The organism is Amycolatopsis sp. NPDC059657, from assembly GCF_042734395.1.
In the GTDB taxonomy this organism is placed as follows: Bacteria; Actinomycetota; Actinomycetes; order Mycobacteriales; family Pseudonocardiaceae; genus Amycolatopsis.
This window is the reverse complement of record NZ_JBHWEB010000058.1, coordinates 34,662-58,544: the sequence shown is the minus strand read 5'-3', so window position 1 is coordinate 58,544 and position 23,883 is coordinate 34,662. Positions and strand designations below refer to the sequence as shown.

Genomic DNA, 23,883 nt, shown 5'->3' with positions numbered 1-23,883 from the left:
GCGCTCACGCACCTCACGCGGGTGCCTCGAAGACCGGGCCATAACTCCATCCTCACTCACACGATGGAGCCTCCATCAAACCCGGGGCGGTTCACCAATACCCGAGGCCGGGGTGGAAAACCACAGACAGCCCACCACATGTCATCTCAAGGTCGTGTCCCGGAAACCAGGGCAGCCCACACTAAAGAAGCATGACCCTCTTGTCCTCCAGGCCCCCGCAGCCCGTCGAACCAGGGCTGCTGTCGAGGGCGCTCGAGGTCGCCGGACGACTGGCCAACGACGCCACCGATGTCATCACGGCGACCGCAGGGCGCGGCGCACACCCCGACACCAAGGACTCACCGTTCGACTGGGTCACCGATACCGATCGCATTCTCGAACGGCACACCCGGCGGGTGCTGGCCGCCGAATTCCCCGGGATCCCGGTGGTCGGTGAGGAGTTCGGGGCCGACCATGGCGCCGATATCGCCGAATACCGGTGGGTGGTCGACCCGGTCGACGGGACCGCCAACTACGTGGCCGGGGTTCCGTGGTGTGCGTACAGCCTCGCGTTGATCGACGCTTCGGGGCCGGTTGTCGGCGTGGTGGCCGATCCGTACCGGGCGCAGATCTACGCGGCGGCGCGTGGACGTGGAGCGCGGGCGAACGGGAAGCCGATCAAGCTCATGGACCGGCCGAGTCCGGCGGGCGCGATCGTGTGCACCGAGCTGACCAGGACCGGGCCATGGCCGGGGATGGGTGAGTTCATCCAGCGGGCCGCGGCCGCTCACGCGGGGGTGCGGGTGCTGGGGTCGGCCGCGCTTTCGATCGCGCAGGTCGCGCTGGGGCACGCGACCGCCGCCGTGCTGCACAGCTACAGCGAATGGGATGTCGCCGGTTCCGTCGCGCTGGCGATCGAGGCCGGGGCCGTCGTGCTGGACCGGCATGGCGAGGACACCGCGTTACCGGCGGACGGGGTGCTGGTGGCCGCGCCGAGTGTGGCCGATGAGGTGCTCAGCTGGTGGCAGGAGACGGCTGCGCTGCTGTGACCTGGCGCTTGTTCTGACGCCGGATCCACCACAGTGCCGGCGTCGTGACCAGCCAGGTGATCAAGATGGTGATGCCCAGCGGCACCAGTGTCGTGGTGAACGTGCGACCCGCGACCCTGGTGAGTTCGGGGTCGCTCGCGTCGTACTCGATGCGGACGAGGGCGCCCGCGGCGAGGCCGCTCGGGTAGAGCACGCCGTTGGCCGGGCTGTGGACGATGCCGTCCGGCGTCGAGTAGCGGATGATCGTGCGGTCGAAGGCGACGGACTCGACGGTCGCGTCGGCCTGGCCGAGCTGGCCTTCGATGGCGTTGTCGTTGCGGATCGCGGCGAACAGCAGTGCGAGGCACATCAGGGTGAGCAGTGAAGCGACACCGAGGGTGGCACGCCACCCGATGCGCCTAGCCCGCTCGCCTTTCGCAGTCACGCCGCGAGCGTACCCAGCGACCTAGCTTGAACTAGTCCGGCATAGGTCAGAGCCCGTCCCGGCATGGCGCACGCACCATGCCGGGACGGCGCACCTCAGTGCTGGTGCTCCTCGGCCAGCAGGCGGTGGGTCTCGTGGATCTGCTGGTACGACTTCGGCTCGCGCACCGCGGCCCGCGCCGCGACCGCCACGGACTGGCCGTTCGGGCCGACGGCCGGCTTGGCCGGGGTGTACAGCCAGGTCTGGAACAGGTCGTACAGCGGCTTGCCCGAAACCTTCTCGACCAGCGCCACGAACTCCGGGATCACCGCGGTCTTCCCCTTCTTCACGGTCGTCCAGGTCTGGAGGATCTTGAAGAAGGACGCGTCGCCGACGGTCTTGCGGAGCGCGTGCAGCGCGAGCGCGCCGCGGTCGTAGACGGCGTCGTCGAACTGCTTGTCCGCGCCGGGATTGGCGGGCAGCACCGTCCAGAACGGGTCGTCGGCCGGGATCGAGTCGTAGGTGAACTGCGCCAGCTCGTCGGCCGTGCCCTCGCCCTGCTCCTCTGACCACAGGAACTGGGCGTACGAGGCGAAGCCCTCGTTCAGCCAGATGTCGCTCCACTTGCCGAGCGCGACCGAATCGCCGAACCACATGTGCGCGTTCTCGTGCGCGACGAGCGACGTGTTCGCGCCCTTGAGGAAGTTGCGCGCGCCGTAGACCGGTCGGGTCTGGTTCTCCAGCGAGAAGTTGATCCCGGTGGTGACGACCCCGCCCTGGGCTTCGAACGGGTAAGGCCCGAACTTGCTCGCCAGGAACTCGTTGATCTCCGGGGTGCGCTCCACGCTGGCCTTGGCCGCGTCGAGCGAGTCGCCGAGGTCGTTGCCGTAGCCGGTGATGAACGGCTTGCCGTCGGGCGTGGTCTGCAGGTTGACGTCGTACTTGCCGACCTCCAGCGAGGTCAGGTAGGTCGCCTGCGGCTGAGTGCTGCGCCAGTACCAGCGGGTCCACCCGGCGCGGTTGCGCTCGGTGCGCACGAGCGAGCCGTTCGACAGCGCGACGACGTCGTTCGGCACCTCGACCGAGACGTCGAAGGTCGCCTTGTCGGTCGGGTGGTCGTTCGACGGGTACCACCACGCCGCGCTCTGCGGCTCGTCGACGGCGAGCGCGCCGGTCGGGGTCTTCTTCCAGCCGTTGGCGATGCCGTCGATGACCACCTTGGACGGCGTGTCGGCGTAGGCGACGGCGACCGTGATGGGCTGGCCCTTGGCGAGCGGCTTCGCGGGCTTGACGATCAGTTCGCCGTCGGCCGTGTCATTCGTGAACTGCGCCGGCACATTGTTCACCCGGACCGATTTGACCTTGAGTCCGAAATCGAGGTTGAAACTGGACAATTCCTGCGTGGTCGTCGCGATAATCGTCGTGGTGCCGTTGAGCAGATCGGTCGACGGCTGATAGGTGAGCCGGATGTCGTAATGCGCCACGTCGTAGCCGCCGTTGCCCGCACCCGGGTAGTAGGGGTCGCCGACACCCGGCGCACCAGGTCCCGGCGCCGCACCGGCCGCGGATGCGAATAGGGCGACCGCGACACCACCGGCCACCGCACCCAAACCGGCACGTGTTCTCTTCCGCATGACCAATTCCTCCCGAAGTCCGATGAGCGCGCTGAACGTATCGGGGGATTCATGGTCGAGAAACAGCCAAAAGGTGGGTCTTGCCACGTGGGAATATAACGAAAAACCTTTTGACAGTGGTTCAAGAACCGGCGACGGCCGACTTCACCGCCGCGCGGACGCGGGCGTGCAGGTCGCGGTGCCTGGTGCGGTCGACCCGCACTTCGACCACCCGCAGGCCCGGCTCCGGGCGCAGCGCGGCACGGAATTCGGTCAGCGTCTCGGCCACGATGTGCGGCACGTGATACCCGGCGCACAGCGCGCCGAGATCCGCGCCGTGCGGCGTGCCGAACACCCGCTCGAAGCTGGCGCTGTGCTCGGGTGCGCCCTGTTCGAGCAGCGAGAAGATGCCGCCGCCGTCGTCGTTGAGCACCACGATCGTCAGGTCGGGCCGCTGCTCGGCAGGCCCGGTGAGCAAGCCGTTCGTGTCGTGCAGGAACGTCAGGTCGCCGATCAGCGCGTACGAGTGGCCGCGGTGGACGGTCGCGGCGCCGATCGCGGTCGACACCGTCCCGTCGATGCCCGCGACGCCGCGGTTGCGGTGCACGAGCACGTCGGGGCGCAGCCGCCCGGCGAGCGCGATGTCGCGGGTCGGGTTGGACGAGCCGACCACCAGCAGCGAGTCGGGCGGCAGCGCGTCGACGAGTTCGGCCGCGAGCCGCAGGCCGCTCGGCCACGGTTCGCCCGCCAGTGCCTCGGTGACGGCGTCGTGCGCGGCGGCGTCGGCGCGCTGCCAGTGCGCGAGCCATTCCGGGTCGGCGGGCTTGGTCGGCTCGGCGAACCACTGCCCGACCTGGCGGACGTTGTGCGCGGGCGCAGGCCAGTCGGAGTCGGGACGGACCAGCAGCACCTCGACGTCCGGGTCGGACAACACGGCTTGGACCTGCCGGAACACCGTCGGGCGGCCGAGGCAGAGCACCTGCTCCGGTTTGTGCTCGCGGATGAACTCCTCGACGCCCAGCAGCCAGGCGCCCGACGAGATCGCGGTCGCGCCCGCCAGCCCGATGCCGCCGGTCTCCGAGACCACCGGCCAGCCGTGCTGCTCGGCCCATTCGCTGGCCGCCTGCACGCCGGTGTCGCACGCGATGACCAGCCCGCACCTGGCGGACGGCACCACGAAGGACGGCAGCGCGCCGAAGTCGGGCAGCTCGGTCCATCTCGCACCGCCGGGGCGGCCTTCGAGTGATTCGTACCACTCGAGCGCGACGGCGCCATCCGAGTCGAAATCCGGGACGAGCGGCTCACGGAAGGGGATGTTCAGGTGCACGGGCCCACTGCGCCACTCGCCGTACGCGGCGTTCCAGGCCCGGCAGATCTGGCTGCGCCAGTACGAGTTCTGACCGGCACGCCGCTCGGCGACGGCGAGCTCGTCGAAGTAGCGGACCGCGTCGCCGTAGAGCCGCGCCTGGTTGATCACCTGGCTGGCACCGGCGGAGCGCAGCTCGGGCGGGCGGTCGGCGGTCAGCACGATCAGCGGGACACCGGCGCGGTCGGCTTCGAGCACGGCCGGGTGAAAATTGGCGGCGGCGGTGCCGGAGGTGCACAGCAGCGCGACCGGGCGGCCGGTCCGTGCGGCGATGCCGAGCGCGAGGAACCCGGCGCTGCGCTCGTCGATTCGCACGTGGACCTGCACACGGCCGGAGGCTGCCGCGTCGTAGAGCGCGATCGAAAGTGGCGCGTTACGGGATCCAGGGCAGAGCACCACGTGGGACACCGTGTTGCGCACCAGTTCATCGACGATGACCCTGGCCTGCGCGGTGGAAGGATTCACCGGCAGTCTCCTGGTGTCTCGTCAGTACTCATGGCCACCTATTCTCCCAAACGTGGATGACGCCCAGGTTTCCGAGCTGTTCGACCCGGCCTTGTGGACCCCGATCGAGGGTTTCGACTTCACCGACATCACGTATCACCGCTCCGCTGAGGTTCGCTCAGGCAAGCGGGTCGTGCGCATCGCGTTCGACCGTCCGGAGGTCCGCAACGCCTTCCGTCCGCACACCGTGGACGAGCTGTACCGCGCGCTCGACCACGCGCGGATGAGCTCGGACGTCGGGTGTGTCCTGCTCACCGGCAACGGTCCCTCCGCCAAAGACGGCGGCTGGGCGTTTTGCTCCGGTGGTGACCAGCGTATTCGCGGAAGGTCCGGCTATCAGTACGCGGACGGCGAGACCTCCGACACGGTCGACCCCGCGCGGGCGGGCCGCCTGCACATCCTCGAGGTCCAGCGCCTGATCCGCTTCATGCCGAAAGTGGTGATAGCGGTGGTCCCAGGCTGGGCCGCCGGCGGCGGGCACTCGCTTCACGTGGTGTGCGACCTCACCCTCGCCTCCGAGGAGCACGCCCGCTTCAAGCAGACCGACGCGGACGTCGGCTCGTTCGACGGCGGCTACGGCTCGGCGTATCTGGCACGCCAGGTCGGCCAGAAGTTCGCCCGCGAGATCTTCTTCCTCGGCCGCACCTACACCGCGGCCCAGATGGAGACGATGGGCGCCGTGAACGCGACCATCCCCCACGCCGAGCTCGAAGCCACCGCGCTCGACTGGGCCTGGGAGATCAACGGCAAGTCCCCGACGGCGAACCGCATGCTCAAGTACGCGTTCAACCTGATCGACGACGGTCTCGTCGGCCAGCAGTTGTTCGCGGGCGAGACCACCCGCCTCGCGTACATGACCGACGAAGCCGTCGAAGGCCGCGACTCCTTCCTGCAGAAGCGCGACCCCGACTGGTCCGACTACCCGTACTACTACTGAGCCGAACGTGACCCGGAAATTCCGCGAGATCTGGCTGGACGGCAGCCTTGAGGGCGTCCGTGAGCTCACGGGCGCCCTCAAGGACGCGCTGGCAGGTGGTCAGCCGATCCTCCCGCTCAACGCGAAGGATCCGGCCGCCAAGGACCTGCGCGACGCGATGGCGCCCGACGTGCCCGTGGAGCCGGACACGGCCGTGATCATCGCCACCTCCGGCTCGACGGGCTCCCCCAAAGGCGTCCTGCTCTCGGCCGAGGCCCTGCTGGCCTCCGCCAACGCGACGTACGAGGCGATCGGCCCGCCCGGTCCCTGGGTGCTGGCCACCCCGCCCCACTACATCGGCGGCCTCCAGGTCATCACCCGGTCCATCGTCGCGGGCATCGAGCCGATCCTCCACGGCGGCGACTTCGAGTCGGCGGCCGACAAGGCCTATGCGATCGCGGGCGACGACGAGTTCTACACCGCGCTCGTGCCCACCCAGCTGATCGACGTGCTCGACAAGGGCGGCCCCGACCTGGAGGCGCTCAAGACCTTCGACACGATCATCATCGGCGGCGCTCCCCTGCATCCCGAAGTGCGCAAGCGAGCAGAGCGCGCGGGGGTTCGCGTGATCGGCGCCTACGGCATGAGCGAGACCGCGAGCGGCTGCTTCTACGACGGCCGCCCGCTCGACTGCGTCCAGTTCGAGCTCGGGGAAGGCAACCGCATCCGCATCGCGGGCGACGTGCTCGCGCACGGCTACCGCCTGCAGCCCGAGCTGACCGCCGAGTGCTTCGCCGATGGCTGGTTCGAGACCTCCGACCGGGGCAGGCTCGACGAGAACGGTCAGCTCGAAGTGCTCGGCCGGGTCGACGACATGATCAACACCGGCGGCGTCAAAGTTCCCGCGACCGCCGTCGAGCGCGTGCTGATGAGCCAGTTCGGCGTCCGCGACGCCTGTGTGGTCGGCGTCCCGCACCACCGCTGGGGCGAGACCGTGGTCGCGGTCATCGTGGCCGACGGCGAACCGTCGATCGAGTGGCTGCGCGCCGCCGTGCGCAAGTCGGTCGGCCCGGCGGCCGTTCCCAAGCGCTTCGAGTTCGTCGACAAGCTGCCGCTGCGTGGTCCGGGCAAGATCGACAGGGCGGCCGTGCTCCGGTCACTACTATCGTCGGGAAAATGACGGCATTTGGTTGACAATTAACCAAGATCGGACTCCACTCGGGTGATGCGCACCCGAATCGTCGCCGCCGTAGCCGCGCTCAGCTTCCTCATCGTCACGCCACCGGCGCTGCCGGGCAGTGGCACGCTCACCTGGTCCGTGAACTCGGAGACCACCGCCTAGCCCATCGGCTGATCTTGCAAGAATGTCGCCATGGCGACAGTGAGTGAGTGGATCGAAGGGGCGCGCCCACGGACGTTGCCGAACGCCGTGGCCCCCGTGGTCGCCGGAGTCGGCGCCGCCGCGGCATTGGACGCGTTCTCCTGGTGGCGCTCGCTGCTCGCGCTGTTCGTCGCGCTCGCGCTGATCATCGGCGTCAACTACGCCAACGACTACTCCGACGGCGTCCGCGGCACCGATGACAACCGCGTCGGGCCGCTGCGCCTGGTCGGTTCCGGCAAGGCCAAGCCCAAGGCGGTGCTGGCCGCCGCGCTCGGGTCGCTCGCGCTCTCCGGCGTGCTCGGCCTGCTCACGGTCGTGCTGACCGGCCGCTGGCTCCTGCTGGTCATCGGCGGCGCCAGCATCCTCGGAGCCTGGTTCTACACCGGCGGCAAGAAGCCGTACGGGTACTACGGCTTCGGCGAGATCGCCGTGTTCGTCTTCTTCGGGCTGGCCGGTGTGCTCGGCACGGTCTACGTCCAGTCCGAGCAGCTCAGCTGGGCCTCGCTCGCCTGCGCGGTGGCGGTCGGCTGCTTCTCGACCGGCGTGCTGACGGCCAACAACCTGCGCGACATCCCCACCGACATCGAGGCTGGCAAGCGCACGCTGGCCACCCGCCTCGGCGACCAGGGCACCCGCCGCCTTTACCTGACGCTGGTGGCCATCCCGTACGTGATGACCGTGGCGCTGTGGTTCTCGTACCCGGTGACGCTGCTGGCACTGCTCAGCGCGCCGCTGTTGATCAAGTCCGTCCAGGCCATCCGGTCGGACGCGAAGGGCCGCGCGCTGATCCCGGCGCTGCGTGACACCGGGTTCGCCATGCTCGCATGGGCGATCCTGACGACCATCGGCTTATTCGTCGGCTGAGAACGTCCCGCTTGTCAGGAACTTCTCGAACTTCGCCTGGTAGGGCGCGATGTCGAGGTTCTGCTCGGCCAGCCACTCGTCGCTGTAGTACGTGTTGGCGTACCGCTCGCCGCCGTCGCACAGGAGCGTGACGACACTGCCGGCCTGGCCCTCGTCGAGCATGCGTGAGATGAGCTGGAAGGCGCCGTAGAGGTTCGTGCCCGTCGACCCACCCGCCCAGTGCCCGGTGCGCTGCCGCAGCAGCCTGATGGCCGCCAGGGACCCGGCGTCGGGCACCTGGATCATCTCGTCGATCACGGTCGGGATGAACGACGGTTCGCAGCGCGGCCGCCCGATGCCTTCGATCCGCGACGGCATCCCGGTCGCGTAGTCGAGCGCACCGGTCGCCCACGCGCCGTAGAACGACGAGTTCTCCGGGTCGACGACGGCGATCTTCGTGGTGTGCCTGCGGTAGCGGACGTACCGGCCGAAGGTGGCGCTGGTGCCGCCGGTGCCGGCGCCTACGACGATCCAGGTCGGGATCGGGTGGCGCTCGGACACCATCTGCGCGTAGACCGACTCGGCGATGTTGTTGTTGCCGCGCCAGTCCGTCGCACGCTCGGCGTAGGTGAACTGGTCGAGGTAATGCCCGTTGCACTCCGACGCGAGCCGCTCGGCCTCGGTGTACATCGCGGCCGGGGTGTCGACGAAGTGACATTCCCCGCCGTAGAACTCGATGAGCGCGACCTTCTCGGGGCTGGTCTTGCGCGGCACCACGGTGACGAACCGCAGCCCGAGCATCCGCGCGAAGTAGGCCTCGGACACCGCCGTCGAGCCGCTGGAGGCCTCGATGAGCACGGTCTCCGGCCCGATCATGCCGTTGACCAGCCCGTAGAGCAGCAGCGAGCGGGCGAGCCTGTGCTTGAGCGAGCCGGTCGGGTGGACGGACTCGTCCTTGAGGTACAGGTCGATGCCCCAGTCCGGGGGCAGCGGGAAGACGTGCAGGTGCGTGTCGGCACTGCGGTTGGCGTCGGCCTCGATGATCCGGACGGCCTCACGGACCCAGCTGCGGCGGTTGAGCCTCATGACTCACCACGCAGCTGCGCGCGTAGCTTCGCGCGCTCGGCGGCACGCTTCTCGTTGCGCTTGGCCAGCCCTGCGGTCACCCGCGCGTTGAGCGGCCGGAGCAGCAGGATCCCGAGCGGCAGCCCGGCGATGATCCCGACCACCAGCGCGACCAGCACCGGCACGTTCGCCAGCGCGAGCGGCGCTGCGATGACGGCGACCAGCGCGAACCGGGCGAATATGTACAGAGTCAGGTCGCGGTACAGGTGATCTGTGCTCACGAACCAGCAGGTTACGCGCCGCTGTTGACGCTCGGGCTGTCGAGGCTGGCGTTGTTCGCCCTGCCCTCGAACCGGGTGGACAGCACGACCGTCGTGCGCGTGCGTGCCACCCCGGCGATCCGGCGCAGCCTGCTGAGCGCGCGTTCCAGGTCGTCGACGGTCGACACCCGCACCTTCACCACGAAGGCCTCGTCGCCCGCGACGGCGTAGCAGCTTTCCACCTCGTCGAGCTGGCCGAGCGCCTCGGCGACGTCGTCGTCCTCCGCGGTGTCGGTCGGCTGGATACCGACCAGCGCCGTGACACCGAGTCCGACGGCACTGGGGTTCACGACGGCGTGATAACCGGTGATGACGCCCGCCGCCTCGAGCTTCCCGACCCGCTCGTGCACCGACGAGGCGGACAGTCCCACGGATCTGCCGAGGTCGGCATAAGTCGCTCGTCCGTTGACCCGCAGCGCCGCGATGATCTTCCGATCCAGGGAATCCACCGACCCACCCTATGGGCCATGTCAAAGCTCACGACATGACCGATTTATCCTTTAAGGGCTCTTTACTCTTGGACAACCGTTCGAGTACCTGACGGGTGAGATGCAACGATTGCCGTGTTAGCACCCCGGCGAGGCGGGCGACCGGCCCGTTGCCCCCGGTTTAGCAGCGAAGTCGTTAAGGAGGCGGAAAATGACCGCGACCATGGGAGGACGACTCCTCACGCCGGGCGAAGTCGCCGCGTTGTTCCGAGTCGACCCGAAGACCGTGACCCGGTGGGCGACCGCCGGTCGCATCGGCTCCATCCGGACCCCTGGGGGCCACCGGAGGTTCCGTGAGTCCGAGGTCAACGAGCTCTTGGCCGAGCTCACCACCGACGCGAGCGAGCCCACCCGCAAGATCTGAAGATCAAGCGCCCAAAGGGTCGTGAGTGTTGCCGCCGGTCAACTTGGCGGCAAGGCTCACGACCCTTTGTGACTTTCCTGGGTTAACCTCGGGGGTACACGGAAGGGAGCGGGCGAAATGGTGTTCTTCCTGCTCGCGTTGATCGGTGCTGTCACCGTCGCCGTCTTGTTGTGGCGAGCCTTCGGCGCCGAGCGGGTCGGCGTGGCCAGCAGGCCGCGCACGATCGCACCCGACGACGACCCCGACTTCTTGCGCAAGCTCGGTGAGCAGCAGCGCAAGCGCGGGGACGACGAAGGGTGAGGACCGGCCCGGGATAAAGCGCGCTTTACCCCGGGTCTTCGCTAGCGATACTGCTGCTGGGGCCCCGCGAAGCCGTCCGCGACGGTGGCAGCCAGTTCCAGCAGCCCGAGCCGGGTGTCCGGGTTCAGCCGGTCCAGCTCGATCTCCGCGCCCTCTTCGAGGTGCGGGTCGAACGGGATGCGGCACACCGCCCGTACCCGCGCGCCGAAGTGCGCGGAGAGCTTGTCCAGGTCGACGGAGCCACCCTTGGGGCGCACCGAGTTGATGACCGCGACCGAGCGTTTGACCAGCTCGCCGTAGCCGTGCGCCTCGAGCCAGTCCAGCGTCGCCGACGCGCTGCGCGCACCGTCCACCGAACCGGACGAGACGATCACCAGCGAGTCCGCGACGTCGAGCACGCCCTTCATCGCCGAGTGCATCAAGCCGGTGCCGCAGTCGGTGAGCACGATGTTGTAGAAGTGCTCGAGCAGGTTGACCGTGCGCCGGTAGTCCTCCTCGGAGAACGCCTCCGACACGGCCGGGTCCTGCTCGCTGGCCAGGATCTCCAGCCTGCTGGAGCCCTGCGAGGTGTACGAGCGGACGTCGCTGTAGCGGGTGATCCGGTCCGCGTCGCGCAGCAGGTGCCGCACGGTCGCGGTGGTCTCGATCGGGATCTTCTGCGACAGCGTGCCGCGGTCGGGGTTCGCGTCGACGGCGACGACACGGTCACCGCGCAGTGAGGCGAACGTCGAGCCGAGCGTGGTGGTGGTCGTGGTCTTGCCGACACCGCCCTTGAGGCTCAGCATCGCGATCTTGTAGCAGCCACGCAGCGGCTGGTTGACGCGGCCGATCAGCTCGCGACGCTTCGTGTCGGCCGGGCTCTCACCTGGGTTGATCAACTTGCCGGAGCCGACGTACACCGCCTTGCGCCAGCCAGACTGCGGGCGGCGCTTGACCTGCTTGACCAGGTGCGCGGTGGACAGGTCTGCGCCGCCGTTCATGGCGTGCCTGCCGTGCTGCGGCTGCGGCAGCTGGCCGGGCTGCTGCGGGTACTGGTGCTGCTGCGCCTGCGGGTGCAGTGGCGGCAGGTTCTGGTCGTACTGCGGCACCGGGTACGGGCCGGAGACGTTGGGGTTCACCTGGTACGGCCCGGAAACGTTCGGGTTGACCTGGTGCGGTCCCGACGTGCTGGGATTGACCTGGTGCGGGCCTGAGGTACTGGGGTTGACCTGGTAGCCGCCGGAGTTCGGGTGCGGCGTTGAATCGGTCCGGTCCTCGGAGAACATCTGCTCCGCCGACGTCGGCTCGGCCGGTTCGGCGGGCCCCTGGGTCGGCTCTTCGCTGGGTCCGGTCACCGGTGTGTTCCTCCCGCTTACCTTGAACGCCTTACCCACGCACGGTAGCCGGGCGTGGGGTGGATCATCAGCCGACCCCGGCGTACGAGTGCAGGCCCGCCGTGACCAGGTTGACGAAGAACAGGTTGAACACGGTCGCCGAGAAGCCGATCACGTTGATCACCGCGGCGCGCGTGCCACGCCAGCCTGCGGTCGCCCGCGAGTGCAGGTACGCGGCGTAGATGACCCAGGCGATGAAGGCGACCGTCTCCTTCGGGTCCCAGCCCCAGAACCGGCCCCAGGCGGCTTCGGCCCAGACGGCGCCGCAGAGCACGCCGAACGTGAAGACCGGGAAGGCCAGGATGGTCGTCCGGTAGGCGATCCGGTCGAGCACGTCGGCCTCGGGCAGCTTCGGCCCGAACTTGGGGAACTTGGCCGGGTTCTTGTCGTTCGCGGTCTTGAACAGGTACAGCACGCTGGCCACACCGGGCACCAGGAACGCGCCGGACGACAGGATGGCCGCGGAGACGTGGATGACCAGCCAGTACGACTGCAGCGCCGGCTGGACCGGCGCGGCGATCGTGTACAGCATCGTGCCGTTGACGAACATCAGGATCACGACCGGCAGCAGCATGAACCCCGAGAGGTGGCGCACCGGGAACTTCTTGATCACCACGAGCCAGGTGACGACCGCGACGAACATCGTCGCCATGCCGTACTCGTACATGTTGCCCCACGGCGCGCGGTGCGTCGCGAGCCCGCGCAGCACGATCGCGGCCAGGTGCAGCAGCGCGCCGAGCACGAGCAGCGAGGCGCCCATCCGGCCGATCCGCTCCGCGCGGCCGGTCTGCGGGGTGCTCGTGATCACGCCGGGGGTCTCGGTGACGGCGGGCCCGCCCGCACCGACCAGCACCTTCTGCTTCGCCCGCTCGGCAGCGGCACGGCCCTTGGCGCCGAACGACTGCTCGATGAGGAAGAAGACCAGCGACAGCACGTAGATCGCCGCCGCCGTGGTGTACGACCAGTCGCTGTACTGGGACAACGTCTCGTTGATCGGCATGCTCAGGACCCCTTACCCAATTCCCGGGTGATCCGGGTGAACTCCTCGCCATAGCCCGCTTGGTCGGTGCGGGCGAGCCCGGCGACCTCGACCACGGTACCTGTCTCGCCCTCACCGCCCAGTGTCGCCCGTACCCACACTCGTCGCCGCTTGACCAGCAAAGACGCCGCGAGACCGAGCAACATGGCGATCGCGCAGACGAGCACGTAACCCTGCGTCGGGTCGTGCGAGACCTGCAGCGAGACCCACGGACGGGCGCCGTCGAAACGGATCTTGGTGCCGTCGTCGAGCACCACGTCCTGGCCGACCTCGAGGTTCTTGCGCGCGACCTTCTTGAGCCTGCCGTCGTTGATCAGCGACTGGTCGACCTCGAAGATCGACTGGCCCTTGCCGTTGTCGGTGCCGATGTCGCCGCGCAGCACGTCGATGGCGACGGCCGGCTTGTCCAGCTCCGGCCTGGCCGAGGTGAGCACGTTGCCGTGCAGGAACGCGGTCGGCGCGAGCAGGCCGGTGATCGCGAGCTGCTTGGTGCGGCGCACGGCCGGATCGGTGATGCCGGGCGGGTCGAACTTGGTCGCGCCCTCGGACAGCTTGGTCTGCTCGTTCACCGGGCGCCACTGGATGGTCTGCGTGCGGCTGGTGCCATCGGGGTAGGTGACGGTGAACGTCGGCGAGTAGCCGTAGCCGAGCAGGTAGAGCCGCTCGCCGCCGGTGCGCAGCGGCGAGTTGACCTCGAGGCGGTACGGCCGCCAGGTCTTCAGGTCGTCCTCGGTCTGGTACTCCACGTTCGCCGTGTACTGGATCGGCTGGCCGATGTCGGTGTACTTCGCCGTGAAGTCGTTCACCTTGACACAGAAGGGATTCAGGTCTGTCCCGTCGACGCGCAGGCCGGCGTTGAACGCGTCGTAGGCGTAGATGCCGGAGTTGCAGAACTGGTCGGTTCCGTTGGCCTGCACGATGACCTGGCCCTCGTAGCCGAACATCTTGCCCAGCGCGAAGAACACGATCAGCCCGAGCATCCCGAAGTGGAAGACCAGGTTCCCGGTCTCACGCAGATAGCCTTTTTCGGCGGACAGGCTGTCGCCGTGTTCCGCGATCCGCCAGCGCCCCAACCGTTTCCGGCTGTCGGCGAACACCTCGTCCGGCGTCCGCTCGGTGACGAACCGCGTGTAGTGCGGCATCCGCGAGAGATTGCGCGGCGTGAGCACCGGCTTCGCGCGCATCGACTTCACGTACTCGAAGCTGCGCGGCGTCAGGCAGCCGACGAGCGAGATCATCAGCAGCAGGTAGATCGCGGAAAACCAAACGCTGCCGTACACCTCGAAGAACTGCGCGCGGTCGAGCAGCTCACCCCACCAGCCGTGCGCGGCGATGTACGCATCGGTCTTGGGCGCGTTGAGCGTGCGCTGCGGCAGCAACGCGCCGGGAAGCGCCGCGAGCGCGAGCAGGAACAGCAAAACCAGCGCGGTACGCATCGACGTGAGACCACGCCAGGCGTTGCGGAGGAACGCGAGCTTCGGCGCCGAGTAGGCAGGCCGCTCTTCAGTCGTGGTCACAGTGGCAACTTCGTGTTGGAGACAACGGAATTCCTCAGCACACCGATCAGCTCGCCCCACAGCCCGGTCACCAGCAGCACGCCGACGATCAGCAACAGCACCCCGCCGAAGATCTGCACATGCCGCCCGTGCCGCCGCACCCAGTCGGTGGCCCGCACCGCCCAGCGCGCCCCGAACGCGATCAGCAGGAACGGCAACCCGAGCCCGACGCAGTAGACCAACGCGAGCGCGACCCCGCGCACCGCCGTCCCCCCGGTCGCCGTGGCGATCGAGAACACCCCGGACAACGTCGGCCCCAGGCAAGGCGTCCACCCGAGCCCGAAAACAGCGCCCAGCACGGGCGCGCCCCACAGCCCGCCCCTCGGCACCTTGTGCGAGCGGACTTCCTTCTGCAGCCAGGGAATCCAGCCGAGGAACACCAGCCCCATGGCAATGGTCACGACCCCGCCGACCCGCTGCAGCACGTCCTCGTTGACCAGCAGCGCGTCCGCGAGCCACACCAGCGTCCCCATGGTCCCCACGAAGACAACGGTGAACCCGAGCACGAACAACCCGGCCGCGCCGACCACGGCGTACCGGCCCCGCTTGCGCTCCTCATCCGCGCTGACGGCGGGCGCGTCGGCCCCGACCAGCGCGGCGAGGTACGCGAGGTACCCCGGCACCAGCGGCACCACACACGGCGAAGCGAACGAAACCACCCCGGCGAGCAGCGCCACCCCGGCGGCGAGCAGCAGCGGTCCGCTCATCGCCAGCTCGGTCAGGTTGCTCACCCTGACCAGCCTAAAGAGTGAGCTTCCTGTGAACCGCCCGGGTCCCACTCACCTGAAAAAAATCCCAATGTGGCTTTCGTCAGCTCTGAGCTGACGAAAACCTCATTGGGGCGCTGAAACCTGACCAATGCCGCATTGGGATTTTTTTCAGGTGGTCACTCGGCGGCGAGGGTACGCAGCAGGGGCGTGATGTCCGAGGCCAGGAGTTCCCGCAGGTAGACGGCGGCGACCCGGTGCTGCTTGTCCAGCACGATCGTCGACGGGATCACGTTGCGCGGGTAACCGGAGAGCTGCAGCAGCGAGCGCCCGGCCGGGTCGTACAGGGACGGGTACGTCAGGCCGCGGTCGCGCATGAAGTCCTGGGCCGCCGAGCGGTCCGGGTCCTTCACGTCGATGCCGAGCAGCTGGACGCCTGAAGCCTTCGTCTCTTGGTAAGCCTTCTCAAGCTCAGGGGCTTCGCTGCGGCACGGGCCGCACCACTGGCCCCACAGGTTGAGCACGACCACCTTGCCCGCGAAATCCTTGGTCGAGAGCTGCTTGCCCTCGTTCATCAGGTCATCGGCGGACAACGCGGGCGCGACCTGGCGCTCGGCGACGGGGTAGGTGATGTCGACCTTGCCGCCGGGCGCGACGAACGAGAAGCTGCTGCCCTGGGAGACCGCGTCCTTGCCGCCGCTGCAGCCGGCGAGCAGGAACAGGACCAGCACCAGGACGCGTTTCATGCGCCGGTCACCTTCGGGTCGGTCGTGCCTGCGGGCTCGCTGTAGACGATGCGGACCAGCTCTTCGCCCTCGAAGACCAGCGAGGTCAACGAAGCGAGCGAACACTGGCGCTTGCGCGGGTCGTGCCAGAGGCGCTTGGCCTCCAAGAAACGCCGCAAGGTCCAGATCGGCAGCTGGTGTGACACGCACAACGCCTCGTGGCCCTCGGCCGCGGCGCGCGCACGGTAGACCGCGCCGAGCATGCGGTGCGCGATCTCGACGTACGGCTCGCCCCAGGACGGCGTGAACGGGTCGCGGAGCTTGCCCCAGTGCTGGGGCTGGCGGAGCGCGCCATCGCCGACCGCGACCCGCTTGCCCTCGAACTGGTTGTCGGCCTCGATCAGCCGCTCGTCGGTCGCGACGTCGAGCCGGTGCGCGCCCGCGATGGGCGCGGCGGTCTCCTGCGCGCGCTGCAGCGGGGACGCGACGACGTGCACGATGTCGTGGCTCGCGACGGCTTCCGCGACCGTCAGCGCCTGCCGCTGACCGCGCTCGGAAAGCCGGAAACCGGGCAGGCGGCCGTAGAGGATCTTCTCGGGGTTGTGCACCTCGCCGTGGCGAAGCATGTGGACGACGGTCGTCATGGCTTCACCGCCGCGGCGGCCGCGCGCGCGGCCGCGGGCAGTGCGTTTTCGATCACTTCGAACCCTTCGTCGTCCAGTGCGGCGTTGACGAACCACGCTTCGTAAGCGCTCGGGGGCGCGTAGACGCCCGCGTCGAGCAGCGCGTGGAAGAACGCCGGGAAACGCCAGGTCTCCGCGGCCTTGGCACCGTCGTAGTCGACGACCTCGGACTCGGTGAAGAACACACTCACCAGGTTGCCAGCGAACTGCACTCGGTGCGTGACACCGGCCTCGGTCAGCGCGCTGCCGAAGAGGTTTCCGAGACGCGAAGCGTTCTCGTTCAGCTTCGCGTAGACCTCGGGTCCCGCGGCGCGCAGCGTGGCAAGCCCTGCCGCGACAGCGACAGGGTTCCCCGACAGCGTGCCCGCTTGATAAACCGGCCCGGACGGCGCGAGCTTCGCCATGACATCGGCACGGCCGCCGAACGCCGCGGCGGGCAGCCCGCCGGACATGACCTTGCCGAACGTGTAGAGGTCGCCGGCGACACCGTCGATCTCGAACCAGCCAGCGCGTGCCACGCGGAAGCCGGTCATCACCTCGTCCATGATCAGCAGCGCGTCGTTCTCGCGCGTGATCTCACGCAGGCCCGCGTTGAAACCGTCGATCGGCGCGACGGCGCCCATGTTGCCCGCCGCCGCCTCGGTGATGACCGCGGCGATCTCGCCCTTGTTGTCCGCGAAGGCCTTCCGGACCGCGGCGAGGTCGTTGTACGGCACGACGATCGTGTCCGACGCCTGCGCGCCGGTGACGCCGGGCGAGGTCGGCAGGCCGAGCGTGGCCAGTCCCGAACCGGCTTCGGCGAGCAGCGCGTCGACGTGACCGTGGTAACAGCCCGCGAACTTGACGATCTTCGACCGGCCGGTGAACCCGCGCGCCAGCCTGATCGCGCTCATCGTGGCCTCGGTGCCCGAGTTGACCAGGCGGACCCGCTCGACGGGCCGCACCCGCGAGATCAGCTCCTCGGCCAGCTCGACCTCGCCGATGGTCGGCGTGCCGAACGACAGGCCAGAGCTCGCCGCGCCCTGCGTGGCCGCGACGACGTCGGGGTGCGCGTGGCCCAGGATCATCGGGCCCCACGACGACACCAGGTCGACGTAGCGGGTGCCGTCGGCGTCCCACAGGTACGGGCCCTGGCCGCGCACCATGAACCTGGGCGTGCCGCCGACCGAGTTGAACGCCCTGACCGGGGAGTTGACCCCGCCGGGCGTGGCTGCCTTCGCCCGCTCGAACCATGCCTTGGACTGATCGACCTCAGAAGTCACCCGGCCAGTCTCGCAAACCCGGTCAGCCTCCGGCCCGGGCGGGCTGCTGGGTAATGGACTGCGCCGTGACCTTGCCGTCCGCACCCGCCTGGCCTTGGACGAGCACGGTCACGCCCGCCTTCAAGTCGGTCAGCTTGCCGGGCTGGGTCACGTTCACCGTCGTGGAGTCCGAAGTGGACACCGCGACTTCCGTGCCCTGCGCGGTTTTCACGTAGACGGTCGAGCCGTCGACGCGTTCGACGGTGCCCGCCGTGCCGCCACGGCCGAAGCCGCCCTGACGGCCGCCCGGTGCCTGCGCCTGGCCGCTGGGCCGCGCCTGCGCGCCGCCCCGCGTGGGCGTCGACGAGCCCGCCAGCGCGGAGTGCGTCCAAGCGCCGCCGCCGAACGCGACCGCGATGACGAGTATTCCGCCGAGGATGAGCGTGACCTTGCCGAACGGCTTGGCCACCGCCTTCATCTCCTTGTCGAGGTCACCGGCGACGGCCGGGCTGGCGACGATTTCTTCCGGAGTGGGTTGGGTCATGGCTCCTACTCGTGCCTGAGAGCGTCGATCGGCCGCAGTGAAGCCGCCCGATTCGCGGGGTAACTACCGAAGAACAGCCCGATGAGCGCGGAAACCGCGAAGGCCAGCACGATCGACGACGGCACCACGACCGGTGTGATCCCGGCGATGGTGAACCGGCTGCCGAGCACGCCGATCGCGACGCCGAGCAGCCCGCCGAAGAGGCTGAGCATGGTCGCCTCGGCGAGGAACTGGCCGAGTATCGCCGACTTCGGCGCCCCGATCGCCTTGCGGATGCCGATCTCGCGGATCCGCTCGGTGACCGTGACCAGCATGATGTTGGTGACCCCGATCCCGCCTACCAGCAGCGAGATCGCGGCCACCGCGGCCAGCAGCACGGTGAACGTCTCCGTCGCCGAAGTACGGGTCGCCAGCAGCTGCTCGGAGTTCTGGATCTGGAAGTCCGCGTTGCGCCCGGCGACGACGCCGTGCCGCGCGGTGAGGATCGCGGTGACCTCGGCCTGCGCCAGCGAGACCGAGTCGGCCGTGGTCGCCTGCACCGCGATCTGGTTCAGGTTCCCGTAGCCGGTGAGCGAGTTCTGCACGGCGGTGAGCGGCGCGATGGCGACGTCGTCCGCGTTCTGCAGCCCGGTCGCGCCCTTCGCCTGCAGCACCCCGATCACGGTGAACTGGATGCTGTTGAGCAGCACCCGCTGCCCCACCGGCTCGGCGCTGCCGAAGATCGACTGGGCCGTGGTCGGCCCGAGCACGACCACCTTGCGCGCGGCCGTCACGTCCTCGGCAGTGAACAACGCGCCGTCGGCGATGACCCGGTTCGTCGTGGTGAAGTAGGCCGGTTCGGTGCCGGTGACCGAAGACAGGTCGTAGGTCGTCTGCCCGAAGGTCGCGGTCGCGGACGTGCTCACGACCGGTGAGGCCGCTTTGACGTCCGGCGCGCCGACCGGGTCGACCAGCGCGTGCGCGTCCTGCGTGGTCAACGGCCGCGCCGCCGAACCCTGCCCGCGCGCGGGCGAGACGTTGAGGACGTTGGTGCCGAGCCCTTGGATGCTGGCCGTGATCGACGCCGACGCGCCGTTGCCGACCGCGACCAGCAGGATCACCGCGGCGACGCCGATGGTGATGCCGAGCGTGGTCAGCGCCGAGCGCAGCTTGTTCGCGGTCAGCCCACGGACCGCGAAGCGCATGATCTCCAGGAAGTTCACGCGACGCCTGCCAGCAGGTCGGAAACGATGACCCCGTCGCTGACCCGGATCACCCGGTGCGCGTGCTCGGCGACCTCGTCCTCGTGCGTGATGACCACCACCGTGCGGCCCATGGCGTTGAGCCGGTCGAACACGCCGAGCACCTCGGCGGTGCTGGCCCGGTCGAGGTTGCCGGTCGGCTCGTCGGCGAGCAGCATCGCGGGCCCGGTGACGAGTGCGCGAGCGACGGCGACACGTTGCTGCTGACCGCCGGAAAGCTCGCTCGGCAGATGCTTCGCGCGATCGGTCAACCCGACCATCTCCAGCGCGGCCAGCGCGCGTTCACGCCTGGCGGCACGCCGCAGTCCGGCGTAGATCAGTGGAAGCTCCACATTGGACAGGGCGGAAGTACGCGGCACCAGGTTGAACGACTGGAAGATGAATCCGATCTTCCTGTTGCGCAGCAAGGAAAGCTGGCGCTCGTTGAGCTCGCTGACCGGGAACCCGTCGAGTTCGTACTCCCCCGAGGTCGGCACGTCGAGGCAGCCGAGCATGTTCAGCAGCGTCGACTTGCCAGAGCCGGACGCGCCCATGATGGCCACGTACTCGCCAGGCATCACAGCGAGATCGACACCCCGTAACGCGTGCACGGCCGTGTCACCGACGCCATATGTCTTACGCAGTCCCGAAACCGCGATGACCGGCCTCATCCTCGGCCACCGGTCCCGCCCGTGCCACCGGTACCTGCCGGACGCTGGCCGCCGTTGCCACCGAAGCCTCCCGTGCCACCGAAACCGCCGGTGCGCCCGGTGTTCGCGGTACCGGGCGACGCCGCGGTGACGACGACGCGGTCACCCTCGTTCAGCCCGGACTTGACCTCCACAGTGGACTCACCGCGCACGCCGATCTGGATGGTCTTGGCCGAGGTCTGCCCCGCGGCGTCCTCGACCACGACCGTGCTCGCGTTCCCGGCCGTCGTCACCGCGGCGGCGGGCACGCTCAGCACGTCATCGGCCTCGGCGACGGTGATCACGACGCTCGCGGACTGTCCTGGCCGCAAGCCGTCCGGCGGGCTGGCGAGGGTGAGCTGGGTGCCGTACGCGACGACATTGCCGCTGGCCGTCGGCGTCAGATCGATCTTGCTGACGGTGGCCTGTACGGGTGCGTTCGGCAGCGCGTTGATGGTCACGGTCGCCTTCTGCCCGGCCTTGACCTTCGAGGCGTCGATCTCCGCGACGGAAGTGTTGACCACCAGGTTCGTCATGTCGGTGATCGTGATGAACGCGCTGCTGCTCGACGAAGCGCTGCTCGACGACTGATTGTTGCTTCCGGGTCCCGAAGACACCTGCTGCTGGCTGCCGGAAGACGACGAGCCGACCTGCTGCCCGACGGTCCCGTTGATCGCGGTGACCGTGCCGGAGCCCGGCGAGGTCAACACCGTGGCGTTGACGGCGTTCTGCGCGGTCTCGACATCCAGCTGAGCCTGGTCGACCTTGGCCTGCAAGGCGGTCGTGCTCTGCCCGCTGGACGTGTCCGCGTTGCTCAGGTTCTCGTTCGCCACCGCGAGGTTGGCCTTCGCGACCTGCAGCTGTTTGGTCGCGGTCGTGCTGTCGACGGTCGCGAGCTTCTGGCCGGTGCTGACCACGTCGCCGACCGCGACACTGATCGAGGTGACCTTGCCGGAGGTGCCGAAGTTCGCCGAACCGCTGTACCCGCTCGCGATCGTGCCCGCGGCGGAGACGGTCTCGGTGACCGTCCCGCGCTGGACAGGCGAGCTGCGGGTCTGCGCCTGCGCGGTGGTCGTGGCCGGGGTGAATGCCTGATATATCCCGAAACCCGCCGCCCCGAGCAGCACGACGAGCACACCGTTGACAAGCAAAGTCCGACGTTTCACGGGCGCAACAGTCGACCCACCCGCTGTCGGTTTCCTAGGGGTTCCCTGTGAGTCAGCTGTGAGAAGGTTACTTGGGCTTGCGGTGCCGCGCGCGGATGGACAGCGAGAGCTGGCGAACGGCGTCAACCAGCAACAACACGGACAAAATGCCTAGCCCGAGCGCGCCGGCGAGCCAGTTGCCGAACCAGCGCGTGGACACCAGGCGGGCGCCGTCGGAGCTGATCACCGTCAGGTCCGTGTGCGCGTGGCCCCAGCACACGAACCCGAGCCAGATGAGCACCGCGGCGATGACGACTTCGCCGAGCGCGACGAGCGCGCGCACCGGCCGGTGCAGCGGTGCCAGCTCGTCCGGCTGCTGCCAGAGGTCGGAGCCGGTCGGCTGGGGAAGGTCGATCACGAGGAGCCCCTCACTTCGTTGAGCGCGTCACGCAGTGCCTCGACGTCCTTGGCCCATGCCAGCACCACGGTGCCGTCGTCGAGCCGGATCGGCAACTCGTCGTACTTGCGCGGCACCGTCCAGCCGCCGCCGAGCACCCGCGCGCCGACCGGTGTGCCGACGTCGTCGAGTTCCTTGATCTGGTCGATCGGCAAGGACTCGCGGCCTTGCCACAGCTCCAGCCTGGTGACGCGCACGGTCAGATAGCGCCGCCGCGCGTACACCCACGGCAACGTGATGAGCGCCAGGCCGAGCCCGACGCCGATCCAGGTCAGCCCATGCCTAGGGCCGCCCCCGATCAGCTCGGTCAGATAGCCGACGATCGCGAAGACCGGTCCCCAGATGAGCGCGAGCCAGCTCACGCCCTGCTCGCTGTAGCGGTCTCCGTCGCTCATGGCAGCTGACGGCCGACCTTCGGGAAGTACGGCTGCACCTTCGGCAGGTACATCAGCAGCAGCGCGATCAGCCCGAACAGCGGCCCGAACAGGAACGCGGCCCCGGTGCGCTTGAACAGGATCAGGAAGAGCACGTCCGCGATCAGCAGCCCGGTCAGCACGGTGCGTGCCGAGCGGGTGCCCTCGCGTGCCTTGTAGGCGAACAGCACGAACAGGCAGCCCATGACGACCGCCCCGATCAGCATCGCCAGCAGGAAGTACGTGGCCCCATTGGCGATCTTGTCGACCGTGGCCTTGGGGTCGGTGTTGTTCTTCACCTGCTCGTCGATGAAGTGCTGCCGGAGCACGAACAGGCTCACGAACGCCGCGGCCGTGAACACCGCCGCGGCGACCCACAGCCAGAACGAAAGCTTCACCTCGGTCGGCGTGGCCTGCTCGGTCTCTTCACTCACCCGGGCAGCTTAATTGGTCGGCGGCGGCCTGAGCCCGAGCCGACCGGCCAGCGTGGCGAGGTCGCGCTGCGTCCGCCCGTCGAGCGGCACGCCGAGCGCCCGGCACTGCTCGGCGTGCTCGGCTTCCGGCCAGCCCGGATACCGGATCGGCACATCGCTTTCCCAGCCCAGCACGCTGCCGAACAACGCGCTCGCGGCCCGGTAGAACCCGTCCGCGCTGCGCAACGCCGTCGGCGCGATGGCCAGCGCCATCAGCCCCGTGTCGTGGTCGTGGTCGTCGACCCCCGACAACAGACCGGCGAACACCTCCACCATCAAGGTCAGCCCGCCGGCCTGCGCGGTCGAATCGAGGTCGAACACGAACGACGGATACGCGCCGGCAGGCGCCGCGACCCCCAGCGGATTGACGCCTTCGCGGGCGCTGCCGGTGGCCATGACCATCCCGATCATGCCCTGCGAAAGCGCACGCGCGGCATGAAAACCGGCCCGCCCGAACGGGCTCACCCCGCGCAGCGAGACGAGCCCGACCCCGTTGCGCGAGGCCCTGGCGACGGCCCGGTCCATGGCGTGGCTGACGGCCCACAGGCCGAGCCCGTGCCGGTAGTCGATCAGCGCGGCGGCACCCCGGTCGGCGATGACCAGCGGTTCCGGGTCGGGGTGGATGAGTCCCTGCTCGAACAGCGGCAGGTAGGTGCGGAAGAGTGCGGCGATCCCATGCTCCGGCTGGCCGACGAGGTCGCCGTAGCAGAGCGCCTCGGCGGCACACCTGGCTTGCAACGGCCCGACGCCGTACGCGACGAAGACGTCAGCGGCGAAGCCGATCAGCGTGTCGACATCGACCCGCGTGCGCGCCTGCTCGGGGATTTCAATGCTCTGCGGTTTGGTTCGAGGTCTGAGAGGCACGTAACCGAGAGTGATGATCGTTATCGTTGCTGTCAACGAAACCCGGGCCGTCCCACCGGAAGAGGTGATTCCGCCATTAGGCGGTAACGAACCCCGAAAACCCTAGTCTGCCAAGGCTTTCGCGGGTCGTGAGTGGTATGGCCGGTTCTAACCGGCCATACCA

The 23,883-nt window shown here is 68.8% G+C and carries 27 protein-coding genes; 6 read left to right on the top strand and 21 right to left on the bottom strand.

Features of this window, described 5'->3' with window-relative positions; all coding sequences use genetic code 11:
- Positions 1-191: 191 nt before the first annotated feature.
- Positions 192-1,028, top strand: a complete 837-nt coding sequence (locus tag ACFV15_RS28145; RefSeq protein WP_378353731.1) for an inositol monophosphatase family protein — start codon at positions 192-194, stop codon at positions 1,026-1,028.
- Here the strand turns inward: ACFV15_RS28145 and ACFV15_RS28140 are convergent.
- The 3 genes from ACFV15_RS28140 to menD all read right to left on the bottom strand — a co-directional run bounded on the left by ACFV15_RS28140 (position 994) and on the right by menD (position 4,875).
- A complete protein-coding gene (locus ACFV15_RS28140) occupies positions 994-1,452 on the bottom strand; it encodes a DUF3592 domain-containing protein (RefSeq protein ID WP_378353730.1) in 459 nt (152 codons plus the stop codon). The genes ACFV15_RS28145 and ACFV15_RS28140 overlap by 35 nt on opposite strands.
- A 95-nt stretch (positions 1,453-1,547) precedes the next feature.
- A complete protein-coding gene (locus tag ACFV15_RS28135) occupies positions 1,548-3,065 on the bottom strand; it encodes a M1 family metallopeptidase (RefSeq protein WP_378353728.1) in 1,518 nt (505 codons plus the stop codon).
- Between the two features lie 121 nt (positions 3,066-3,186).
- A complete protein-coding gene (menD, locus tag ACFV15_RS28130; RefSeq protein ID WP_378353726.1) occupies positions 3,187-4,875 on the bottom strand; it encodes a 2-succinyl-5-enolpyruvyl-6-hydroxy-3-cyclohexene-1-carboxylic-acid synthase in 1,689 nt (562 codons plus the stop codon).
- A 52-nt stretch (positions 4,876-4,927) separates the two neighbouring features.
- Here menD and ACFV15_RS28125 point away from each other — a divergent pair, with 52 nt between their 5' ends.
- The 3 genes from ACFV15_RS28125 (at position 4,928) to ACFV15_RS28115 (ending at position 8,075) form a co-directional block, all read left to right on the top strand.
- Entirely contained in the window at positions 4,928-5,851 is a 924-nt protein-coding gene (locus tag ACFV15_RS28125; protein WP_378353724.1) for a 1,4-dihydroxy-2-naphthoyl-CoA synthase, read from the top strand.
- Between the two features lie 7 nt (positions 5,852-5,858).
- Positions 5,859-7,010, top strand: a complete 1,152-nt coding sequence (gene menE / locus ACFV15_RS28120) for an o-succinylbenzoate--CoA ligase (protein WP_378353722.1) — start codon at positions 5,859-5,861, stop codon at positions 7,008-7,010.
- 192 nt (positions 7,011-7,202) lie between these two features.
- A complete protein-coding gene (locus ACFV15_RS28115; protein WP_378353720.1) occupies positions 7,203-8,075 on the top strand; it encodes a 1,4-dihydroxy-2-naphthoate polyprenyltransferase in 873 nt (290 codons plus the stop codon).
- Here the strand turns inward: ACFV15_RS28115 and ACFV15_RS28110 are convergent.
- From ACFV15_RS28110 to ACFV15_RS28100, 3 genes are read right to left on the bottom strand one after another with little or no spacing between them, the layout of a single operon-like run.
- Complete coding sequence (locus ACFV15_RS28110) at positions 8,061-9,140, bottom strand: PLP-dependent cysteine synthase family protein (protein ID WP_378353718.1); 1,080 nt, start codon at positions 9,138-9,140, stop codon at positions 8,061-8,063. The two genes, ACFV15_RS28115 and ACFV15_RS28110, sit on opposite strands and share 15 nt — an antisense overlap.
- Positions 9,137-9,400, bottom strand: a complete 264-nt coding sequence (locus tag ACFV15_RS28105) for a DUF4229 domain-containing protein (protein ID WP_378353716.1) — start codon at positions 9,398-9,400, stop codon at positions 9,137-9,139. The genes ACFV15_RS28110 and ACFV15_RS28105 overlap by 4 nt, the downstream gene beginning before the upstream one ends.
- Before the next feature lie 11 nt (positions 9,401-9,411).
- Positions 9,412-9,888, bottom strand: a complete 477-nt coding sequence (locus ACFV15_RS28100; RefSeq protein WP_378353715.1) for an Lrp/AsnC family transcriptional regulator — start codon at positions 9,886-9,888, stop codon at positions 9,412-9,414.
- A gap of 190 nt (positions 9,889-10,078) precedes the next feature.
- Here ACFV15_RS28100 and ACFV15_RS28095 point away from each other — a divergent pair, with 190 nt between their 5' ends.
- Both ACFV15_RS28095 and ACFV15_RS28090 read left to right on the top strand, forming a co-directional pair.
- Positions 10,079-10,291 (top strand): BldC family transcriptional regulator, encoded by a 213-nt coding sequence (locus tag ACFV15_RS28095; RefSeq protein ID WP_037366226.1) that lies wholly within the window; start codon positions 10,079-10,081, stop codon positions 10,289-10,291.
- Between the two features lie 120 nt (positions 10,292-10,411).
- Positions 10,412-10,591, top strand: coding sequence for a hypothetical protein (locus ACFV15_RS28090; RefSeq protein WP_091294192.1), 180 nt, complete (start codon positions 10,412-10,414; stop codon positions 10,589-10,591).
- 41 nt (positions 10,592-10,632) lie between these two features.
- On the opposite strand, the gene ACFV15_RS28085 is transcribed toward ACFV15_RS28090, so the two are convergent.
- The 15 genes from ACFV15_RS28085 to ACFV15_RS28015 all read right to left on the bottom strand — a co-directional run bounded on the left by ACFV15_RS28085 (position 10,633) and on the right by ACFV15_RS28015 (position 23,720).
- On the bottom strand, positions 10,633-11,925 hold the full coding sequence (locus ACFV15_RS28085) for an AAA family ATPase (protein WP_378353713.1): 1,293 nt from the start codon (positions 11,923-11,925) through the stop codon (positions 10,633-10,635).
- A gap of 67 nt (positions 11,926-11,992) precedes the next feature.
- Entirely contained in the window at positions 11,993-12,964 is a 972-nt protein-coding gene (ccsB, locus tag ACFV15_RS28080; RefSeq protein WP_378353711.1) for a c-type cytochrome biogenesis protein CcsB, read from the bottom strand.
- Between the two features lie 2 nt (positions 12,965-12,966).
- Positions 12,967-14,520 carry a cytochrome c biogenesis protein ResB gene (locus tag ACFV15_RS28075; RefSeq protein WP_378353710.1) on the bottom strand — a complete coding sequence of 518 codons (1,554 nt, stop codon included), beginning with the start codon at positions 14,518-14,520 and terminating at the stop codon, positions 12,967-12,969.
- On the bottom strand, positions 14,517-15,290 hold the full coding sequence (locus ACFV15_RS28070; protein WP_378353709.1) for a cytochrome c biogenesis CcdA family protein: 774 nt from the start codon (positions 15,288-15,290) through the stop codon (positions 14,517-14,519). Before ACFV15_RS28070 ends, ACFV15_RS28075 begins: the two co-directional genes overlap by 4 nt.
- Positions 15,291-15,445: 155 nt before the next feature.
- Positions 15,446-16,012 carry a TlpA family protein disulfide reductase gene (locus ACFV15_RS28065; RefSeq protein ID WP_378353707.1) on the bottom strand — a complete coding sequence of 189 codons (567 nt, stop codon included), beginning with the start codon at positions 16,010-16,012 and terminating at the stop codon, positions 15,446-15,448.
- Positions 16,009-16,635 (bottom strand): histidine phosphatase family protein, encoded by a 627-nt coding sequence (locus ACFV15_RS28060; RefSeq protein WP_378353706.1) that lies wholly within the window; start codon positions 16,633-16,635, stop codon positions 16,009-16,011. Before ACFV15_RS28060 ends, ACFV15_RS28065 begins: the two co-directional genes overlap by 4 nt.
- Positions 16,632-17,936: a glutamate-1-semialdehyde 2,1-aminomutase gene (gene hemL / locus ACFV15_RS28055; protein WP_378353705.1), complete on the bottom strand. Its 1,305-nt coding sequence runs from the start codon at positions 17,934-17,936 to the stop codon at positions 16,632-16,634. The genes ACFV15_RS28060 and hemL overlap by 4 nt, the downstream gene beginning before the upstream one ends.
- A 22-nt stretch (positions 17,937-17,958) precedes the next feature.
- Complete coding sequence (locus tag ACFV15_RS28050; protein ID WP_378353703.1) at positions 17,959-18,459, bottom strand: hypothetical protein; 501 nt, start codon at positions 18,457-18,459, stop codon at positions 17,959-17,961.
- Positions 18,460-18,464: 5 nt separating this feature from the next.
- A complete protein-coding gene (locus tag ACFV15_RS28045) occupies positions 18,465-19,661 on the bottom strand; it encodes an ABC transporter permease (protein WP_378353702.1) in 1,197 nt (398 codons plus the stop codon).
- Positions 19,658-20,350, bottom strand: a complete 693-nt coding sequence (locus tag ACFV15_RS28040) for an ABC transporter ATP-binding protein (protein WP_378353700.1) — start codon at positions 20,348-20,350, stop codon at positions 19,658-19,660. Before ACFV15_RS28040 ends, ACFV15_RS28045 begins: the two co-directional genes overlap by 4 nt.
- The gene (locus tag ACFV15_RS28035; protein WP_378353698.1) at positions 20,347-21,534 is read right to left on the bottom strand and encodes an efflux RND transporter periplasmic adaptor subunit; all 1,188 of its coding nucleotides are present in this window, start codon (positions 21,532-21,534) and stop codon (positions 20,347-20,349) included. Before ACFV15_RS28035 ends, ACFV15_RS28040 begins: the two co-directional genes overlap by 4 nt.
- A gap of 67 nt (positions 21,535-21,601) precedes the next feature.
- Positions 21,602-21,931: a hypothetical protein gene (locus ACFV15_RS28030; RefSeq protein WP_378353696.1), complete on the bottom strand. Its 330-nt coding sequence runs from the start codon at positions 21,929-21,931 to the stop codon at positions 21,602-21,604.
- Entirely contained in the window at positions 21,928-22,365 is a 438-nt protein-coding gene (locus tag ACFV15_RS28025) for a hypothetical protein (protein WP_378353695.1), read from the bottom strand. The genes ACFV15_RS28030 and ACFV15_RS28025 overlap by 4 nt, the downstream gene beginning before the upstream one ends.
- Positions 22,362-22,817 (bottom strand): hypothetical protein, encoded by a 456-nt coding sequence (locus ACFV15_RS28020; protein WP_378353694.1) that lies wholly within the window; start codon positions 22,815-22,817, stop codon positions 22,362-22,364. Before ACFV15_RS28020 ends, ACFV15_RS28025 begins: the two co-directional genes overlap by 4 nt.
- 9 nt (positions 22,818-22,826) lie before the next feature.
- Entirely contained in the window at positions 22,827-23,720 is an 894-nt protein-coding gene (locus ACFV15_RS28015) for an Ldh family oxidoreductase (RefSeq protein WP_378353693.1), read from the bottom strand.
- Between the last annotated feature and the right edge of the window lie 163 nt (positions 23,721-23,883).